Genomic DNA, 17570 nt, shown 5'->3' with positions numbered 1-17570 from the left:
GCCGGTAGGCACCGGACAATAACGCCTGATTTTCTGACTTTAAGCATAGCAAATATGACTGTTCGTTTAATTCTTGCCAAAGGACGTGAAAAGTCCTTACTTCGTCGCCATCCATGGGTCTTTTCCGGTGCGGTCGCCCGCCTGGAAGGCAAAGCCCAATCAGGTGAAACCATTGACGTTTGCGACAGCCAGGGTAAATGGCTGGCCCGTGCAGCCTGGTCTCCCGCTTCTCAGATCCGTGCCCGCGTCTGGAGCTGGGAGCAGGATGAGTCAATCGACATTGAATTCTTTATTAAACGCCTGAAGGCGGCGCAGCAACTGCGCGACTGGCTGGCCGTGCGTGACGATCTGGACAGCTACCGCCTGATCGCCGGTGAATCTGATGGCCTGCCGGGCATAACCATCGACCGCTTCGGTAACTTTTTAGTCTTGCAGCTGCTGTCGGCCGGTGCCGAATATCAGCGCGCGCCGCTGATCTCCGCGCTTCAGAGCTGCTACCCAGACTGTGCTATTTACGATCGCTCTGACGTGGCGGTGCGTAAAAAAGAAGGCCTGGAACTTGCCCAGGGCGTGGTATTGGGTGATACGCCTCCGGAACTGCTGCCGATTACCGAGCACGGTATGAAGCTGCTGGTCGATATCCAGACCGGCCACAAAACCGGTTATTATCTGGATCAGCGCGACAGCCGTCTGGCAACTCGCCGCTATGCAAAAGGTAAGCGCGTACTGAACTGCTTCTCCTATACTGGCGGTTTCGCCGTCTCGGCTCTGATGGGTGGCTGCGAACAGGTTATCAGCGTTGATACCTCTCAGGCCGCGCTGGACGTAGCAAAACAGAACGTCGAGTTAAACGGGCTGGATCTGTCTAAGGCTGAGTTCCTGCGTGATGACGTTTTCAAACTGCTGCGTCGTTATCGCGATAGCGGAGAGAAATTCGATCTCATCGTTATGGATCCGCCAAAGTTTGTTGAAAACAAAAATCAGCTGATGGGCGCCTGCCGCGGTTATAAAGATATCAATATGCTCGCGATGCAGCTGTTGAATCCGGGTGGAACCTTGCTGACGTTTTCCTGTTCCGGCCTGATGCCGACTGAACTGTTCCAGAAAATCATCGCCGATGCCGCACTGGATGCCCAGCGTGAAGTACAATTTATAGAGCAGTTCCGGCAGGCCGCCGATCACCCGGTGATCGCCAGCTATCCGGAAGGGTTATACCTGAAAGGATTTGCCTGTCGCGTACTGTGACTTGAAAACGCTGTCCCTGCCCCCATCTTGGTAGCAGGGCAAGGTTTCTGAGGAGGTCACAATGATTGCCAGCAAATTTGGATTGGGCCAACAGGTACGCCACCAGCTGCTTGGTTTTTTAGGCGTAGTGGTGGATGTCGATCCTGAGTATTCACTTGAGGATCCACAAATTGATGACGTTGCTGACGGCGGCTCGTTACGCAATGCGCCCTGGTACCACGTCGTTATGGAAAACGAAGAGGGCGAAACGGTGCATACTTATCTCGCAGAAGCTCAACTGAGTTGGGAACTGCCGGGCGAGCACCCGGAACATCCCTCAATGGATGAGCTTGCGGCTTCTATTCGTGAACAGTTGCAGGCCCCGCGCCTCAGAAATTGATAAAACCCCGCAGAGCGGGGTTTTTTATTTCTTCTCCAGCCCCAGTCGTGGGATTTCAATTTTAGGACAGCGATCCATTACCACCTTCAGCCCCGCTTCTGCCGCCAGCACTGCCGCTTGTTCATTGATTACCCCCAGCTGTAGCCATAACGATTTTGCGCCGATGGCAATAGCTTCCTGCGCTACGCCATAAGCAGCTTCTGCATTACGAAATACGTCTACCATATCTACCGGCTCTGGAATCTGGTCCAGGCTGGCATATACTGGCTGGCCAAGCAGAGTTTGTCCGGCCAGTTTTGGGCTAACAGGCGTGACTTTGTAACCCTGCCCCAGCAAATAGGCCATTACGCCGTAGCTGGCTCTGGTCGGTTTATCACTGGCTCCGACCAGCGCGATATGTTGCGTAGTGCTTAAAACCTCTGCAATTGTTTGATCAGACATACCTTTTGCTCCTTACGACGATAATTTACTGACAGGATCCAGGTCAGGATAGAGACGGCTGATGCTAATAATGTCCGAAGCAAAATATTTAGCACGAAAAATATGTTAAAATGTTACTATGCTGCCATACTGAAAGACTTTGATACATTAGTTGTTTTCGCGTCCTGCGTCTCTGGAGAATGAATGAAGCTGGGTTTGGTCATAACAGGTTTGCTGACAATGTTGATGGCGGCCCCAGTCACGGCGACCACCTTAAAGCTATCGTCTGATATCGAGCTGTTGGTGCTTGATGGACGCAAAATTTCAGGTTCGCTTCTTAAAGGTGCAGAAGGTTTGGAGCTCGAACGTGGACAGCATCAGGTGTTGTTTCGCGTAGAAAAAAACCTTCTAAATAAACATCAACTAGCCTCTCCGTGGCTTTCTACGCCGCTGGTCGCCACTTTCACTGCGCGAGTACAGGCTATTACCATAACCTTGCCGGCATTAAATACGATGCAACAAGGGCACGCTTTTAATAAACATCCTGAATTTCAGCTTTACGACGAACAGGGTAATAAAATTGAAAGCTTGCAGGACCGATTAACGACCACCAGCGAAAACTACGAACAGGCGATGATCGCCTTCAATTTGCAGGGTAAAGCCGCATCGGTTCCCCGTTTTGCACAGCCTCATACGTCGGCCAATCCGACCAGCATTTCTGATTCTGCTGTTGCCCAGAGAAATTCGCCAGGCACGCGCGTTTTACAATTATGGTATCAACAGGTTGATTCTGCCACGCGCCAGCGTTTTGTTCTGTTAATGAGAGCGTTGCATACCAGCTGATCCCTGGCCGCGTCCACCGGTCTGTAAATAGCGGTCATGCAGCTTCAAGCGGGCTCTCCCATTCTCAACGTTATTTACCGCAATACCTGAAGTAAGGGATGCGCCGGTTTCAGGGCTTGCGTAACACCGGCACGCCGAGCCGTTTGAACTCATCAACGAAAACGGACGGGTTGTCAGCATCGAACAATAACCAGGCCTGCTGCTTCGCTCGGGTTATTGCTACGTAAGCCAGTCGCCGCTCTTCCGCATCCGGAAAATCTTCAGGTTCAGGCAGCAACGCCTGTTCCATTACTGACTCCCTCGCCGGTGCAGGGAAACCTTCTGCCCCGCACTGCAAGCCTGTCAGCAGAACATAGTCTGCCTGCTGACCTTTGCTGGCATGCACGGTCGCGAAATCGAGGTGTAGCCTGGGCCAGCGCGTTGCCGCTTTATCCAACAGAACCGGCCGCAGATGATGGTAGCGCGCGAGAATTAATATCCGCTCATCGGCAGCTGCATAACCGCTAAGTTTATCCAGTAGTGCTTCTAACTGCGACTGAGGTAACAGCGATATCGCTTTTTTGTTGCCTTTACGCAGGCTGTTCAACGATTTCTTTAACTGGTGAGGATTGCTCTGAACGAAGTTGCTCGCTATCTCGCCGATGCGATCGTTGAAACGATAGGTTGTGTCCAGTACACAACGATCCCCTTCCCCGAAATAAGGATGGAAAGCGGTAGTCAGGCTCATTTCAGCGCCGTTAAAACGGTAAATTGCCTGCCAGTCATCCCCTACGGCAAACAGCGATGTCTGACTGTTCTGCCGTCTTAATGCTGCAAGTAGCGCAGCTCGCTGAGGCGAAATATCCTGAAACTCATCGACCAGGATATGCTTCCACGGGCTGATAAAGCGCCCTTTCTCAACAAGATTCACCGCCTGATGAATCAGCCCTGAAAAATCAGTTGCCCCTTCTTCCTTCAATGCACTTTTCCAGGCTTTAAGCAGAGGCGCCATTAGCTTTACTCGTTTGGAAAAAAGATCGCGGATTTCTTCCGGGGCCGACTCAATCATCGCGGCCTGCGCACCACCATGCATACGCATTAACTCCAGCCAGCGTTCAAGACGACTGGCAAGACGTTTCGCCAGGTGCTCGTCTTTCCAGTAATCGCCTTCGCTCAGTTCCCAGCCCAGTTCGTCCTGCAACCACTGCTTCCAGCCATTTGCGTGCGCTTTTTTCTCACTGCACTGCTGCCGCCAGACGTCAATTAATAGCTTATGACGTAGCGAAGTGTCCGTTTCCAGCTTGCTGATGACAGGTGATTTGTTACTCGCCTGCTGGATAATACTCAGGGCCAGCGAGTGGAAGGTACGCGCCTCAATACCGCCGGTATCCAGTCGGGCTTTGATACGCCCGTTCATTTCCTCTGCGGCCTGACGACTAAAAGCTAACAACAGGATCTGTTCTGCCGAGGCCTGCTTACGCATCATCAGCCAGCCCGCCCGAGCAATCAGCACCGAGGTTTTACCGCTCCCTGCCCCCGCAAGGACCAATACAACATCTTCCCCATTGACGATAGCTTTAGCCTGAGAAGTATTCAGCGGCGAGCTTTCAACCTTAGTGAAAAAATCCGCATACGCCACCAGCATTTTTTCTGACCACTGTGCATTGCGTTTTTCCCGCAGGCTTTCGCTGTTTTCCAGCCATGACTGACAGAACAGCCACGCTTCACAGCAGTTATCAAACGCCTGAAGCCTCGCCACGGGCAAAGGAAGTGCGGAAAACGCATCCAGAATGGCCGTCCGCCAACCTGCGGTGTCGTTCTTTTTTAGCCAGCGATCTTGTTGCGATAAGGCTTCAAGCCCCGCAACCTGTTGCTGAAGAACCTGCGCTGAGATAACGCTCATCTCCTCACTCCAGGCCTGCCATGCCTGATTGAGATAATGAAAGAATCGCTGGGTCTCCTGCCACTCCGTGCCGTGTAGCCGCACAACTTTATCGTCTGGCAGAGAAAACTCCAGCTCTCCCCAAACTAAACCTCGCTTACAGCGAATCGCTAAGAGCTGATTAAACGGGATAAGGTATTCATGCTTTTCACCGCTGACTTCCACACCTGCGTTCAGCAACCGTACCCGGTTGTAGGGATGCTGCGCCAGATGCCTCCCCAGCGATGTTGCTTTCAGTTCCATGACCGGCCCCTGGCTCTGGTTATTTTAGTGCTGTCAGTTTAACTGCGAGCGATGTACCGCTCCAGCCTTAAAACACGGTACAATCAACACATTGACCTGTCTCTGATCCTTCGCACCGAGAGGAATAACTGATGCGTACCGTTTTAAACATTCTGAACTTTATTATGGGTGGCTTTCTTACCACGCTTTCCTGGCTTATCGTCACTTTGCTCAGCATTGTGTTTATTTTCACTCTCCCGCTAACCCGTTCCTGCTGGGAGATCACGAAGCTCTCTCTGCTGCCTTATGGTAATGAAGCGATGCACGTTGATGAGTTATATCCGGGTAAAAAGAATGCCCTGATGAACTCAGGCGGCACGCTGCTAAATATTATCTGGCTGATTTTTTGCGGCTGGTGGCTGTGCGTTATGCATATTATTGCAGGCATTGGACAATGTCTGACGATCATCGGTATTCCCACCGGCATCGCCAATCTTAAAATTGCCGCCATTGCGCTTTGGCCGGTGGGACGGCGGGTTGTCAGCGTTGAAGTGGCTAAAGCCGCACGCGAAGCCAATGCCCGTAGTCGTTTCAACTGAGTAAAATCATGCGATTAACGTTAACGCCTGGATTACGCCGCTATGCCTATAACAGCGCGGTGTTATACAACCTGCGCATTTTCTTTGCTCTGGCAGGCACCACCAGTGTGCCCTGGCTGCTTGGTCAGATAACCTGGACTATCCCGCTTACGCTGGGTGTCGTTGCGGCCGCGTTGGCCGATCTTGACGATCGCCTTAGCGGCCGCCTTCGTAATTTGCTGATTACGCTGGTTTGCTTTTGCGTAGCCTCGGTTTCCGTAGAGTTGCTTGTGCCGTTCCCCTGGCTGTTTATTTTCGGGCTGGCGCTTTCCACTTGGGGATTTATCCTGCTTGGCGCGCTGGGCCAGCGTTATGCCACTATCGCTTTTGGTGCTCTGCTGATTGCCATCTATACCCTTTTAGGCGTGCAGCTTTTCCCCCAATGGTATTTGCAGCCGGTGCTTCTGCTGCTCGGCGCGGTCTGGTACAACCTGCTGACGCTGACCGGCCACGTTATTTTTCCTATTCGTCCTTTACAGGAAAATATTGCTCGCTGTTTTGAAGGACTGGCGACCTATCTGGAAGCCAAGGCAAACCTGTTCGATCCCGATATAGAAGAAAACGACGATACGTCATTGATTGAAACAGCCATGGCTAACAGCAACTTAGTCGCTACGCTGAATCAGACAAAAATTTCTATTCAGTCTCGTTTACGGGGCGACCGGGGGCAACGAGGAACGCGACGCACGCTGCACTATTACTTCGTTGCTCAGGATATTCATGAGCGCGCCAGTTCGTCCCATGCGCAGTACCATGCCTTGCGCAAAGAATATCGTTACAGCGATATTCTGTTCCGCTTTCAGCGCCTTCTGACAATGCAGGCAAAAGCCTGTCAGCAGTTAGCAAACTGCATACTGATGCGGGAACCCTGGCAACATGATGCGCGTTTCGAACGGGCGTTTTTGCACTTACAGGACGCGCTGGATCGCCTGACGGCCGCTCAACCTCAAAGTAGCGAGGTAAAGGCTATGAAATATCTTCTGCATAATCTTAAAGCAATTGACGCGCAGCTGGCGACGATTGAATCTGAGCAGGTTTTAGAAGAAAACAGCGCGGGTAATAACCAGACGTTATCCAGCGAAGGGCTGACTGGCTGGGCGGATATTCGTCTGCGTCTGAGTCGTCATTTATCACCGCAATCGCCGCTTTTCCGTCATGCAGTACGTATGTCACTGCTGCTCTGCACAGGTTATGGTTTTATTCAGCTGACCGGTCTCGAACATGGCTACTGGATCCTGCTTACCAGCCTGTTTGTCTGTCAGCCAAACTATAACGCGACCAAACGACGCTTAGCGCTGCGTATTGTAGGCACGGTCGCCGGCATTATTATTGGTCTGCCGCTTTTGTGGTTGATTCCTTCGGTGGAAGGCCAGCTGATCCTGATGGTTGTCAGTGGCGTGCTATTTTTTGCTTTCCGGCAATCTCAATACGCCAACGCCACGCTGTTTATCACCTTACTGGTTCTGTTCTGTTTCAACCTGTTAGGAGAGGGATTCGAAATTGCCCTTCCGCGTATTGTCGACACATTAATTGGCTGTGGTATCGCCTGGCTGGCCGTAGCCTTTATCTGGCCGGACTGGCGTTTTCGTCGCTTATCAGCCGTTGCGGAACGTTCGCTTGATGCTAACTGCCGTTATCTGGATGCAATTCTGGTGCAGTATCATCAGGGTAAAGATAACCGTCTTGAATATCGAATCGCCCGTCGGGATGCCCATAACAGTGATGCAGAACTGGCTTCGGTCGTCTCCAACATTTCCGCCGAAAAGAATGCCACCCCGGGTCTGCGGGAAGATGCCTTTCGTTTGCTGTGCTTAAACCATTCTTTTCTCAGCTATATCTCTGCACTGGGCGCACATCGTGAAAAAATCGCTAACCAGACGGTTCTGTTACTTTTAGACGATGCCGTTTGCTATGTTGATGACCTGTTGCATACAGATACCGCTAATGACGAGAAGGCCGTGAGGCTGCTGAGCCAGCTTTCAGTTCGAATCGCCGCTATCGAAGCTGACCCGGCAACGAAAGAGCCTCTGGTTCTGCAACAGATCGGACTGCTTGTTGCGTTATTGCCAGAAATTGCCCTGTTGAAAAAAAAGGTCATGGATGCCGGTTAAGGCTTCTGTTGTTTCGCCTGAGCGCGCAGAGTTTCGCTGTACCAATGGCGCAACTCTGCTTTAACCGCTTCGGGCAATGCCTCATGATGTCGTTCAAGGATTGCTCCCTCCAGTGCGAAGAGCACGTTAATACTCAAATTTTTATTGAATTCTCGTAGTTTAAGCCAGGTTCGTCTGGCGCCCTGTTCTTTTAACATAGCAATGGTGCAAACCCCGACCTGTCTCAGCAACGTTTCCATACGGACAGTGAGATTCGGCAGATCTTTTAAACGGCGGTTTTGCTTTTGCAGCAGTCGATTCTGGCGAGCACCATTAAGACAAAGCTTCGACAGCGCCACCAGTTGCTCATGTTCATTCCATAACGGCTCGTCAACCCGATAATACTCAAGTTCAACCGGCAGTCCGCGTTTGTAATAGCACAGCGGCTCCATTTTCCGCTCCGCCAGGTAAGGTCTGACTTGCTCGCAGGCGCGCAGATAAAGTTCACCCTCAGAGACCAAAGCAAAAACCACCTCTTCAACCGAAAGGCTGTAACCGCCAAACTGACTTCTGCTGCCAATTTTCCCCAGTTCCGCAAGATGATGCTTCGCAGTTTCAATCCTTTTTTTCGAATCGTACATGATGCTATTCCTTTAAGAAAAACAATAGGTCGGATACTTTTTTTGCCAGAAGGAAAGCTATGCAATTGCGGTAACAGGTTCAATTAATAATTGCCGTTACGGTCAGTTGCATTCAGATTTTGCGAGGCGTTATCAGAAAAATAAGGTTGATCTTTATGCACCGCCCTTATACTGTATATCCATACAGTGACCTGCGAGCGACGCCAATTATGCATACTCATTTCCTGAAATCTCCTTCTGCTAACGCCAGTTTCCGCCAGGCTTCTGCCTGTACCGCATCGGCACAGGCCACAGGCTTAATCAGCGAACTGATTTACTGCGATGATCAGCCTGCCCTCACGCAAATGCTGTTATTACCCCTTCTGCAGCAGCTGGGTACCCAGTCCCGCTGGCAGCTATGGCTGACCCCGCCACAAAAATTAAGCCGTAGCTGGCTACGTCAGTCGGGTTTACCGCTCGATAAAGTGATGCAGGTACAATCGACTGAAGCCATTACGACTGTCGAAGCAATGATTAAAGCTTTACAGACAGGAAATTACAGCGTGGTGTTAGGTTGGTTGCCTGGCGAAATGACGCCGGACGAGCGTCGCAGACTTCAGGAAGCGGCATCTTGTGGCCAGGCTTTAGGACTGATCATGCGCCCGAATTCGAACAATATTGCCGGGCAGAGACCCTTTAACGGACTAAAAATTCACTCAAGTTTGTATCATTAAGTAAAAATAGGACCTTTCTCATGAGAAAGGTCTCCTGAGCACGTGATAACCGTCTGATTATGCTATGACGCGGCGGGACAACGGGTTAGCTCACTTCCGCAGTCACCTTTTTTGCCATTTAGTTCGTTGTGAATGTGTAAAATTGTGTATAAATCCCTGTTTTTTTGCTGGCGCCCCTCACATCTTACTTGTAAGTTTGCTGGTACGTTGTAGACTTTACGTCGCCAGGGTGCTCAATAATCTCCCTTTTTTGGATGAGTCATAATCGAGCGTCATAACCCGGCGAAGGATTAATCAAAGAGCTAATGAAAGCTCATTGCCTATTTGGATGATAACGAGGCGCAAAAATGAAAAAGACAGCTATCGCAATTGCAGTGGCACTGGCTGGCTTCGCTACCGTAGCGCAGGCCGCCCCTAAAGATGACACCTGGTACACCGGTGCAAAACTGGGCTGGTCTCAGTATCACGACACTGGTTACTACGGTAACGGTTATGCAAACAACGACGGCCCAACTCACGAAAGCCAGCTGGGCGCTGGTGCATTCGGTGGCTATCAGGCTAACCAGTACCTGGGCTTCGAACTGGGTTATGACTGGTTAGGTCGTATGCCTAACAAAGGCAACAACGTAAACGGCGCATTCAAAGCACAGGGCGTTCAGCTGGCTGCTAAACTGAGCTACCCAATCTATGACGATCTGGACGTGTACACTCGTCTGGGCGGCATGGTATGGCGCGCTGACTCCACGCAAAACAACAACGGTGTTCGCATCAGCGATCACGACACCGGTGTTTCTCCGCTGGCAGCCGTTGGTGTTGAATACGCAGTAACCAAAAACTGGGCTACCCGTCTGGATTACCAGTGGGTTAACAACATTGGTGATGCGAACACCGTTGGTGCGCGTCCAGACAACGCCATGCTGAGCGTAGGTGTTTCCTACCGCTTTGGCCAGGACGAAGCTGCTCCAGTAGTAGCGCCGGCTCCGGCTCCAGCTCCAGTTGTTGAAACCAAGCGTTTCACTCTGAAATCAGACGTTCTGTTCACCTTCAACAAGGCAACTCTGAAGCCAGAAGGTCAGCAGGCTCTGGATCAGCTGTACACCCAGCTGAGCTCCCTGGATCCTAAAGACGGCAACGTTGTCGTTCTGGGCTTCACTGACCGTATCGGTTCAGAGCAGTACAACCAGAAACTGTCTGAGAAACGTGCACAGTCTGTTGTTGACTACCTCGTTTCTAAAGGCATCCCTTCTAACAAGATCTCTGCACGTGGCATGGGTGAATCTAACCCAGTTACCGGCAACACCTGTGACAGCGTGAAAGGCCGTAATGCCCTGATCGAATGTCTGGGTCCAGACCGTCGTGTAGAAATTCAGGTTAAAGGCATCAAAGACGTTGTAACTCAGCCACAGGGCTAAGTTTCGCTTTGATAAAAAAACCTCGCTTCGGCGAGGTTTTTTTTGGTCAGGGCATGGGGAAATATTGCCGTAGCCCAGCTAATCTGGCTTACCTAAAATAGCCTGCAAATCCTGTTTCAGGGAAGACATCTGACTGGCATACTGCTCTTTACGCTCGGCATCTTCAATGAGCTGAACAATCGTTTCCGATAAGGTACTGTGTCGGCGCTGCGCAAGACCGGCCAGACGTTGCCAAACCAGATATTCCAAATCGATCGATTTTTTTCGCGTATGCTGATGTTCCGCATTGAAATGGCGCTTACGTCGAGCACGAATCGTTTGCTTCATGCGGTTTTCAAGAGCAGGATTCATGTGCTGGCTAATCCACTGCACCACCTCAACCGGCCGATTCTCTATTGCCAGCAGTTCCCCAACAGCAACCTCCGCAGCGCTGCGCTCGGGATAACGCGTAATCGCCTCACCTTCCCGGTGCTTTTTTACGAGGTATTTCCATTTCCACCCGCTTTCCAGATTTTCCAGTTGCTGATATTTCATCGGGATCTCATGCCGCTCACATAACTTATTTAGAATAACAGCTTTTTTATCGGTGCCGCACAGAAAACGGGGCTTATCTCATAAACTCTGTTACAGAGTGCAGGGTAATGCATGTCTGCGGTGCTTAACAGGCTGAAATCTTGTATAATGCCGCATTTACTCCTTTGAAGAATAATACGATAACTTTGACCAACAACCGACTTGAATGGCGCGCCCTGCAGCCCGATACCGACAGCATTCAGCCCTTTTTTTCACAGGTTCCTGAAGACGATTTCAATTTTTCTGCAGTACAGTCGAGGCTGTACAGCGGCCTGAGTTTATTGCTGGATACGCCAGCTAAAACCCCGCTAATGCTGGTAAAAATGCCAGAAAACGTGGAATACCAGGCGTTACTGCAAGAAGTGATGTCCGGCATCGATGACAGTGAAGACGTCACGCTCTACGGTGGTCATTATCTGATTGACGGCGCATCGATTAGCTGGCGACCTGCCACATCGTTGCAGGACAATTTTGCCAGCGAGGGCGGTATCCATCGCGCTGACTGGATTGAAACTGAACAGCTTTTTGGTTGTTTCCGTCAGTTTAATAACGTTATAACGCTGGAGCCTGGTCTGGTTCACAAAGCTAACGGCGGGACGCTGATCCTTTCGCTGCGAGCTTTGCTGGCCCAACCACTCCTGTGGCTTCGTTTAAAGAAAATCCTGACGACTCAACGCTTCGAGTGGCACTCTCAGGATGATACGCGACCGCTGCCGGTTGCTATTCCGTCTATGCCGCTGCAACTTCGCCTGATATTAACGGGTGAACGCGATGCGCTGGCAGATTTTCAGGAAATGGAGCCGGAACTCGCTTCGCTGGTGCTCTATTCAGAGTATGAAGATAACATCCAGATTGTTGATGGCGACGCTTTCAGCCTGTGGGTTAAGTGGATACGCACTATCGCAGCCGCGGAGGGTCATGGCGAGATTGCCGAAGACTTTTGGCCAGTACTGATCCGTGAAGCGGTGCGTTACACCGGCGATCAGGATACGCTGCCGCTCTGCCCTGCATGGATAGCCCGCCAGTTGCAAGAGGCGTCCATGTACAGTCCTGATGAGGCGATCGGCGGTGAACATCTGCAAACCGCACTGGAAACGCGCGAATGGCGTGAAGGTTTCCTTGCCGAGCGCGTACGGGACGAAATCCTGCTTGAACAGATCTTAATTGAGACTGAAGGCGAGATGGTTGGGCAAATTAATGCCCTGTCGGTAATTGAATTTCCGGGTCATCCTCGCGCCTTTGGAGAACCTTCAAGAATTAGCTGCGTCGTTCACGTCGGCGACGGCGAGTTTCATGACGTTGAGCGCAAGGCCGAACTTGGCGGCAACATCCATGCTAAAGGCATGATGATTATGCAGGCGTGGTTGATTGCAGAACTTGAATTAGAGCAGCAGCTTCCCTTCTCGGCGTCATTAGTGTTTGAGCAATCTTATTCTGAAGTAGACGGTGACAGCGCCTCTCTTGCGGAGCTTTGCGCACTGATTAGCGCGCTGTCAGGTCAACCAATTACTCAACAAATTGCTGTCACCGGCTCGGTTGATCAGTTTGGTCGCGTACAACCGGTGGGCGGCCTTAACGAAAAAATTGAAGGCTTCTTCCATATTTGTCATCAGCGCGAGCTTAACGGTAAACAGGGCGTTATTATTCCTGTAGCCAACGTTCGCCATCTTTCGTTACAGCAGGAAGTGGTGGATGCCGTACGAGAAGGTACCTTCCATATCTGGGCGGTGGAAAGCGTTGAAGAGGCCCTTCCGCTTCTGACTGGCGCAGAGTGGGATAAAGAAGAAGGTTCCTGTTTGCTACGATCAATACAGGAACGTATTACGCAAATTACTCAGCAGGACGGGCGCCAGCGTGCCTGGCCGCTGCGCTGGTTAAACTGGTTCAACCAGCGCTGATCGGACTTGTTCAGCTTACAGCTGTAAGCTAACCTTCGTGATTCATTAAAATAAGGCTTATTGAGAACATGGTAGATAAACGCGAATCCTATACAAAAGAAGACCTGATTGCTTCCGGTCGTGGTGAACTTTTCGGCGCTGAAGGCCCACCGTTGCCATCTGGTAATATGCTGATGATGGACCGCGTAGTGAAAATGACCGAAGACGGCGGCAACTATGGTAAAGGCTTCGTGGAAGCTGAACTGGATATCAATCCAGACCTGTGGTTCTTTGGCTGTCATTTTATCGGCGATCCGGTTATGCCGGGCTGTCTGGGTCTGGATGCGATGTGGCAGCTGGTTGGATTCTACCTCGGCTGGTTAGGCGCTGAAGGTAAAGGCCGTGCGCTGGGCGTGGGCGAAGTGAAATTTACCGGTCAGGTTTTGCCTGACGCGAAAAAAGTTTCCTACCGCATTCATTTTAAGCGCGTAATTAACCGTAAGCTGGTGATGGGTGTGGCAGATGGTGAAGTGCTGGTAGACGGCCATGTTATTTATAACGCTACCGATCTGAAAGTCGGTCTGTTTAAAGATACGACCGCTTTCTAAGTCGCTAAAACAGAAACCTCCGCTGCGGCGGAGGTCCTCGTCCTTTTTTACACTGAACAATCGGGTTACGCAGTAACCGTCCTGTCCTCCATAGCTTGTCGCCAACCTCCCAACCAGTGAGACCTCGCGTCTATCATTTGATAGGGACACATCTCTTTGGGACGCCCGGTAATACCGGCCTGATAACCTCGTGAATGTGCCCGTTCGAGCCGATCTCGTTTCTGTCTCTTCATCATGCCTGTAATCCCCTCTTCAGGTCAGGTGGAATCTGGTGGAAAGAAATCAGTGAGTGCATACGCAATCACAATTTAGTTCTAACGCCATTTGACATTAATTTCAATGCGCAAAATTCACGCCAATGTCATAAAAATGCATAAGCACCTTCACGATGCATTCTCTGAATTCACCCGAGGAATTTTGATAAGCTGCTGTAAAAGCATAAAAAAAGCCCCGATTACGCATAAATCTGAATTGCGATAATCAAGGGCTTAGCGGATAGATTAATTTTCCTTAATTATTACTGCGGACGGCGTTGGCCATCTCCCGGGCTTCCTGCTGCCACCCCTGAGCCAGCGTTTTGACCAGCGCATCATAGCCGTCCTCTTTCTGTGGGATATCCAGCGCAAAAGAACGCTTCAGGATTTGTCCCTGATGTTCCAGTACCCAGTCACCACTCAGAACGGCATGACCATCATAGCGTCCGTGAAAGCCCGTAACGTTTACGGTGAGCGTATCTTGCTGCTGCCCCAGCGGCGAAGCAGAGACCAACCAGCCCGGCAACGCCTCGCTGAGATTAGCCACTAAGGTCTGCTGTAGCTGTTGATCCAGCGGGCTGGCCCAGAGATTATTACTGGCAATCACATATTTCACTTCACTGGCCTGATACACCAGGCCGTTACCGGCCAGATAGTCAGGCACGGAAACATGCTGCACAAACACCGAAGGACGCAGCGCGTTGGCACTGCTGCTTGCTACCGTGCTTTTCGCAGCTGAAGGTAGTTGATAATAGGTCGTCTCAGGCGTGCTACTACAGGCGCTCAGCGCCAGCGCCAGGGCAACGGGGATCCATTTCATCATTATTTCGCCCTCTTCGGCTGTGGGTCCTGTCCGGGTTTCGCTTCAAACACCAGCGCATTACTTTTGGCATTCAGCGTTTTCAGGACCGGCTGAAGCTCCCGTAATACCTGATCCAGACGTTGCATATCGCCAACCAGTTTACTGTAAGCAGGCGCGCCAGGCTGGAAGCCCTTCATGCTGTTATTCAGCTCGCGTAGCGTTTTCTGCATATCCTGCGGCAGCTCTTTCATCGACTGGCTACCGGTAATCTGATTAATGTTATCCAACGTTTTTTGCAGCTCCCGAATAGTACGCTGGCTCTCTTTCAGCGTGCCGGTTGCCTGATTAATCATTGGATTCAGCGGCAGATTATTAATTTTATCCAGCGTATCCATTAGCTTCTGCTGAATCTGCGCCAGACCCCCGCTTGTCGTTGGGATGAGCTCATAGCCAGCAAACGATGTTGGGCCGGTAACGGGCTTCGCATTTTCATTGAAGTCCAGATCGATATAAAGCGAACCGGTGAGCAGGTTAGCTGACTTCAATGACGCTCTTAAACCGGCCTTAATACCGTCTTTCAGATGCTGTTCGATATCAAAGTCTTTGCCCAGCATGCTCTGGAAACGATCGGGCTCAATGCGGATCAGCACAGGAATACGATAATCGTTACCCAGCTGCTGTCTGACTTTGGTCGATTTAAACGGCACCTCTGCAACGGTTCCCAGACGGATGCCACGGAACTCAACCGGTGCGCCGGGTTGCAGGCCACGAATTGAATCGCTGAAGAACATCAGGAAGTCTCTGTGCACGGTGTAGAGGGAATCCTGGATGCTGCGCTGATCGTCAAACAGTTTATATTCAGATTTGTTGTCGGCGATTTTCCCGAGTTCCCAGCCGTCCGGCACGTCAAAACTGACGCCGCCACTAAACAGCGTGGTCAGTGAACCCATTTCCACACGCATTCCTGAGGCCGACATATCCACTGCGATACCGCTGTCTTTCCAGAAGCGAACGTTGGTGGTCACCAGACGATCGTAAGGCGCAGCAACAAACAGCTGATACGTCATCATGCGTTTATCCGCATCGAAATGACTGGTCTCCACTGAACCCACCCGGTAGCCACGGAACAGTACCGGATCGCCGGGATTCAGCTGGCCGGCTTTCGCGCTGTCGAGGGTAATCCTGATGCCTTTAGCATCCGGCGGGGCAAGAGGAGGCGCATCCAGCAGCTTATATTGCTCCGGCTTGTCACCTTTATTGCCCGGTTGCAGCTCAATATAGGCGCCAGAAAGCAAGGTGCCCAGTCCGGTCACGCCTTCGCGGCCGATAGTCGGTTTAACCACCCAGAATGCGCTGTCGCCTTTGAGCAGCTTTTCCATCCCGGAATTCAGGCGAGCGGTGATTTCAACATGATGCAGGTCATCGGTCAGCACCGCGCTTTCGACCACGCCAACATCGACGCTGCGGCTTTTAATCGCCGTTTTTCCGCCCTCAATGCCTTCAGCATTGGTGGTGATCAGCGTAACCAGCGGCCCCTGATGGCTGAAGTGATAATAAAGGATCCATGCACCGATCAATAAGGTGACAATGGGGATGATCCAGACGGGTGACCAGCGTTTGATTTGATCAACCTTCGCTACGCCGTGATTATTTTCCTGCAATGCTCGGCTCCTCAATACTGTTTTCACGTACACGATCCCAGGTCAAACGAGGGTCAAAGACCATGGCAGCAAACATCGTCAGGATGACTACCAGAGCGAAAAGCAACGCCCCCGTCGCGGGATAAATACTCATCAATTGCCCCATCCGCACCAGTGCAGAAAGTACCGCAATCACAAATACGTCAATCATTGACCAGCGGCCAACAAATTCCACTACTTCATAAATTTTGTGCATTTTTTCGCTGTCGTGATGCGGTGTGCCTTTGCCATTGGCATCCCAACATAACCAGCCTATGGCCAGCATTTTCAACGAAGGCACCATGATACTGGCAATAAAAATGACCAGCGCAATGGGATATGATCCCTCGCTCCACAGTAAAACTACGCCAGCCATAATCGTTGATGTCATCTTCGTCCCCAGCGATTCGGTAATCATGATTGGCATCACATTAGCGGGGATATAGAGCAATATGGAGGTCATCAGCAGCGCCAGCGTCCATTGCAGGCTGTTTTTGCGACGGACGTGGCCACCTGTACCACAGCGTGGGCAGGTAAACCGATCGGCTGAAAGAATGGCGGTGCAGCAACTACAGGAGCGCATACCCTGTCGAAGCCCACTGATTGCCGGCACCGGTTTGGCCGGCAACTCCGGAACCGGGGCTATTCGCTGCCACATCCAGCGCCTGTCCACACACTGAAAAGCCCGAACCTGTAACAGACAAAACAGGCACCACGGAATGAAACTGGTGCCGATGCCGACATCGCCATAGGCCATCAGCTTGACGAAGCTCACCAGAACGCCAGCAAGAAAAATCTCTGCCATTCCCCAGCTTTTAATTTGAAACAAAATACGTGCCATTACGCGTTTCAGCGGTAACGGGATTCTGACGGGATTCACCAACAGCAAGATCGCTACCATGCAGACGGCAGGCACGGCCTGCACAAACAGCATAAACAGCGTTGCCAGGCTATTGTAGTCCTCAGAAACCATCACCTGAGGGATCCGCATCAGGGTTATTTCACTGCTCAGCCCAGCCACATGCATATTGACGAAGGGAAACAGATTAGCCAGAACCAGCATAAACAACGCGGCAAGCGCATAGCCGGTTGGCCGCTTGCGCGGCTCATCCCAGTTAACCACCAGCGTGGTTTCGCAGCGCGGGCAGCTGGCTTTGCTGCCCGGCTTTAGTTCCGGTAACTGTGTCATCAGGTCACACTGCGGGCAGAGCATCCACTTGTCGGCCTGGTGCGATGAACACATACATTACCTC

At 51.3% G+C, this 17570-nt stretch carries 17 protein-coding genes; 9 read left to right on the top strand and 8 right to left on the bottom strand.

Annotated elements, in window-relative coordinates; all coding sequences use genetic code 11:
• The first annotated feature begins 54 nt into the window (after positions 1 to 54).
• Together rlmI and hspQ are read left to right on the top strand one after the other, a co-directional pair.
• Positions 55 to 1245, top strand: a complete 1191-nt coding sequence (rlmI, locus tag EHV07_RS07920) for a 23S rRNA (cytosine(1962)-C(5))-methyltransferase RlmI (RefSeq protein ID WP_147196720.1) — start codon at positions 55 to 57, stop codon at positions 1243 to 1245.
• A gap of 61 nt (positions 1246 to 1306) precedes the next feature.
• Positions 1307 to 1624, top strand: coding sequence for a heat shock protein HspQ (gene hspQ, locus EHV07_RS07915; RefSeq protein ID WP_147196718.1), 318 nt, complete (start codon positions 1307 to 1309; stop codon positions 1622 to 1624).
• Between the two features lie 24 nt (positions 1625 to 1648).
• On the opposite strand, the gene EHV07_RS07910 is transcribed toward hspQ, so the two are convergent.
• Positions 1649 to 2065 (bottom strand): CoA-binding protein, encoded by a 417-nt coding sequence (locus EHV07_RS07910; RefSeq protein WP_147196716.1) that lies wholly within the window; start codon positions 2063 to 2065, stop codon positions 1649 to 1651.
• Positions 2066 to 2248: 183 nt separating this feature from the next.
• On the opposite strand from EHV07_RS07910, the gene EHV07_RS07905 reads away from it, so the two are divergent.
• Complete coding sequence (locus EHV07_RS07905) at positions 2249 to 2887, top strand: DUF2057 family protein (protein WP_147196714.1); 639 nt, start codon at positions 2249 to 2251, stop codon at positions 2885 to 2887.
• Between the two features lie 109 nt (positions 2888 to 2996).
• Here the strand turns inward: EHV07_RS07905 and helD are convergent, their stop codons facing one another.
• Complete coding sequence (gene helD / locus EHV07_RS07900; RefSeq protein ID WP_147196712.1) at positions 2997 to 5051, bottom strand: DNA helicase IV; 2055 nt, start codon at positions 5049 to 5051, stop codon at positions 2997 to 2999.
• Positions 5052 to 5182: 131 nt separating this feature from the next.
• Between helD and EHV07_RS07895 the strand changes: the two genes are divergently transcribed.
• Together EHV07_RS07895 and yccS are read left to right on the top strand one after the other, a co-directional pair.
• Positions 5183 to 5629: a YccF domain-containing protein gene (locus EHV07_RS07895; protein ID WP_147196711.1), complete on the top strand. Its 447-nt coding sequence runs from the start codon at positions 5183 to 5185 to the stop codon at positions 5627 to 5629.
• An 8-nt stretch (positions 5630 to 5637) separates the two neighbouring features.
• Positions 5638 to 7779, top strand: a complete 2142-nt coding sequence (gene yccS / locus EHV07_RS07890) for a YccS family putative transporter (protein WP_147196709.1) — start codon at positions 5638 to 5640, stop codon at positions 7777 to 7779.
• Here the strand turns inward: yccS and EHV07_RS07885 are convergent.
• Entirely contained in the window at positions 7776 to 8399 is a 624-nt protein-coding gene (locus tag EHV07_RS07885; RefSeq protein ID WP_147196707.1) for a TfoX/Sxy family DNA transformation protein, read from the bottom strand. The genes yccS and EHV07_RS07885 overlap by 4 nt on opposite strands.
• 209 nt (positions 8400 to 8608) lie before the next feature.
• Here EHV07_RS07885 and sulA point away from each other — a divergent pair, with 209 nt between their 5' ends.
• Complete coding sequence (gene sulA / locus EHV07_RS07880) at positions 8609 to 9112, top strand: SOS-induced cell division inhibitor SulA (protein WP_147196705.1); 504 nt, start codon at positions 8609 to 8611, stop codon at positions 9110 to 9112.
• Positions 9113 to 9459: 347 nt separating this feature from the next.
• Positions 9460 to 10524: a porin OmpA gene (gene ompA / locus EHV07_RS07875; protein ID WP_147196702.1), complete on the top strand. Its 1065-nt coding sequence runs from the start codon at positions 9460 to 9462 to the stop codon at positions 10522 to 10524.
• Between the two features lie 78 nt (positions 10525 to 10602).
• On the opposite strand, the gene matP is transcribed toward ompA, so the two are convergent.
• Positions 10603 to 11058, bottom strand: a complete 456-nt coding sequence (gene matP, locus EHV07_RS07870) for a macrodomain Ter protein MatP (protein WP_147196700.1) — start codon at positions 11056 to 11058, stop codon at positions 10603 to 10605.
• 185 nt (positions 11059 to 11243) lie between these two features.
• Between matP and EHV07_RS07865 the strand changes: the two genes are divergently transcribed.
• Positions 11244 to 12995, top strand: a complete 1752-nt coding sequence (locus EHV07_RS07865; protein ID WP_147196697.1) for a Lon protease family protein — start codon at positions 11244 to 11246, stop codon at positions 12993 to 12995.
• Positions 12996 to 13063: 68 nt separating this feature from the next.
• On the top strand, positions 13064 to 13582 hold the full coding sequence (gene fabA, locus EHV07_RS07860) for a bifunctional 3-hydroxydecanoyl-ACP dehydratase/trans-2-decenoyl-ACP isomerase (protein ID WP_147196695.1): 519 nt from the start codon (positions 13064 to 13066) through the stop codon (positions 13580 to 13582).
• A 65-nt stretch (positions 13583 to 13647) separates the two neighbouring features.
• On the opposite strand, the gene rmf is transcribed toward fabA, so the two are convergent.
• From rmf to pqiA, 4 genes are all read right to left on the bottom strand, one after another.
• A complete protein-coding gene (rmf, locus tag EHV07_RS07855) occupies positions 13648 to 13815 on the bottom strand; it encodes a ribosome modulation factor (protein ID WP_125288886.1) in 168 nt (55 codons plus the stop codon).
• A gap of 277 nt (positions 13816 to 14092) precedes the next feature.
• Positions 14093 to 14659 carry a membrane integrity-associated transporter subunit PqiC gene (pqiC, locus tag EHV07_RS07850; RefSeq protein WP_147196693.1) on the bottom strand — a complete coding sequence of 189 codons (567 nt, stop codon included), beginning with the start codon at positions 14657 to 14659 and terminating at the stop codon, positions 14093 to 14095.
• The gene (gene pqiB, locus EHV07_RS07845) at positions 14659 to 16299 is read right to left on the bottom strand and encodes an intermembrane transport protein PqiB (RefSeq protein ID WP_147196690.1); all 1641 of its coding nucleotides are present in this window, start codon (positions 16297 to 16299) and stop codon (positions 14659 to 14661) included. The genes pqiC and pqiB overlap by 1 nt, the downstream gene beginning before the upstream one ends.
• Positions 16286 to 17560: a membrane integrity-associated transporter subunit PqiA gene (gene pqiA / locus EHV07_RS07840; protein WP_147196688.1), complete on the bottom strand. Its 1275-nt coding sequence runs from the start codon at positions 17558 to 17560 to the stop codon at positions 16286 to 16288. Before pqiA ends, pqiB begins: the two co-directional genes overlap by 14 nt.
• Between the last annotated feature and the right edge of the window lie 10 nt (positions 17561 to 17570).

The sequence above is a fragment of the Pantoea sp. CCBC3-3-1 genome (genome assembly GCF_007981265.1).
GTDB lineage: Bacteria > Pseudomonadota > Gammaproteobacteria > Enterobacterales > Enterobacteriaceae > Erwinia.
The sequence above is the reverse complement of the archived record's forward strand: the minus strand, read 5'-3'. Positions and strand labels throughout refer to the sequence as shown.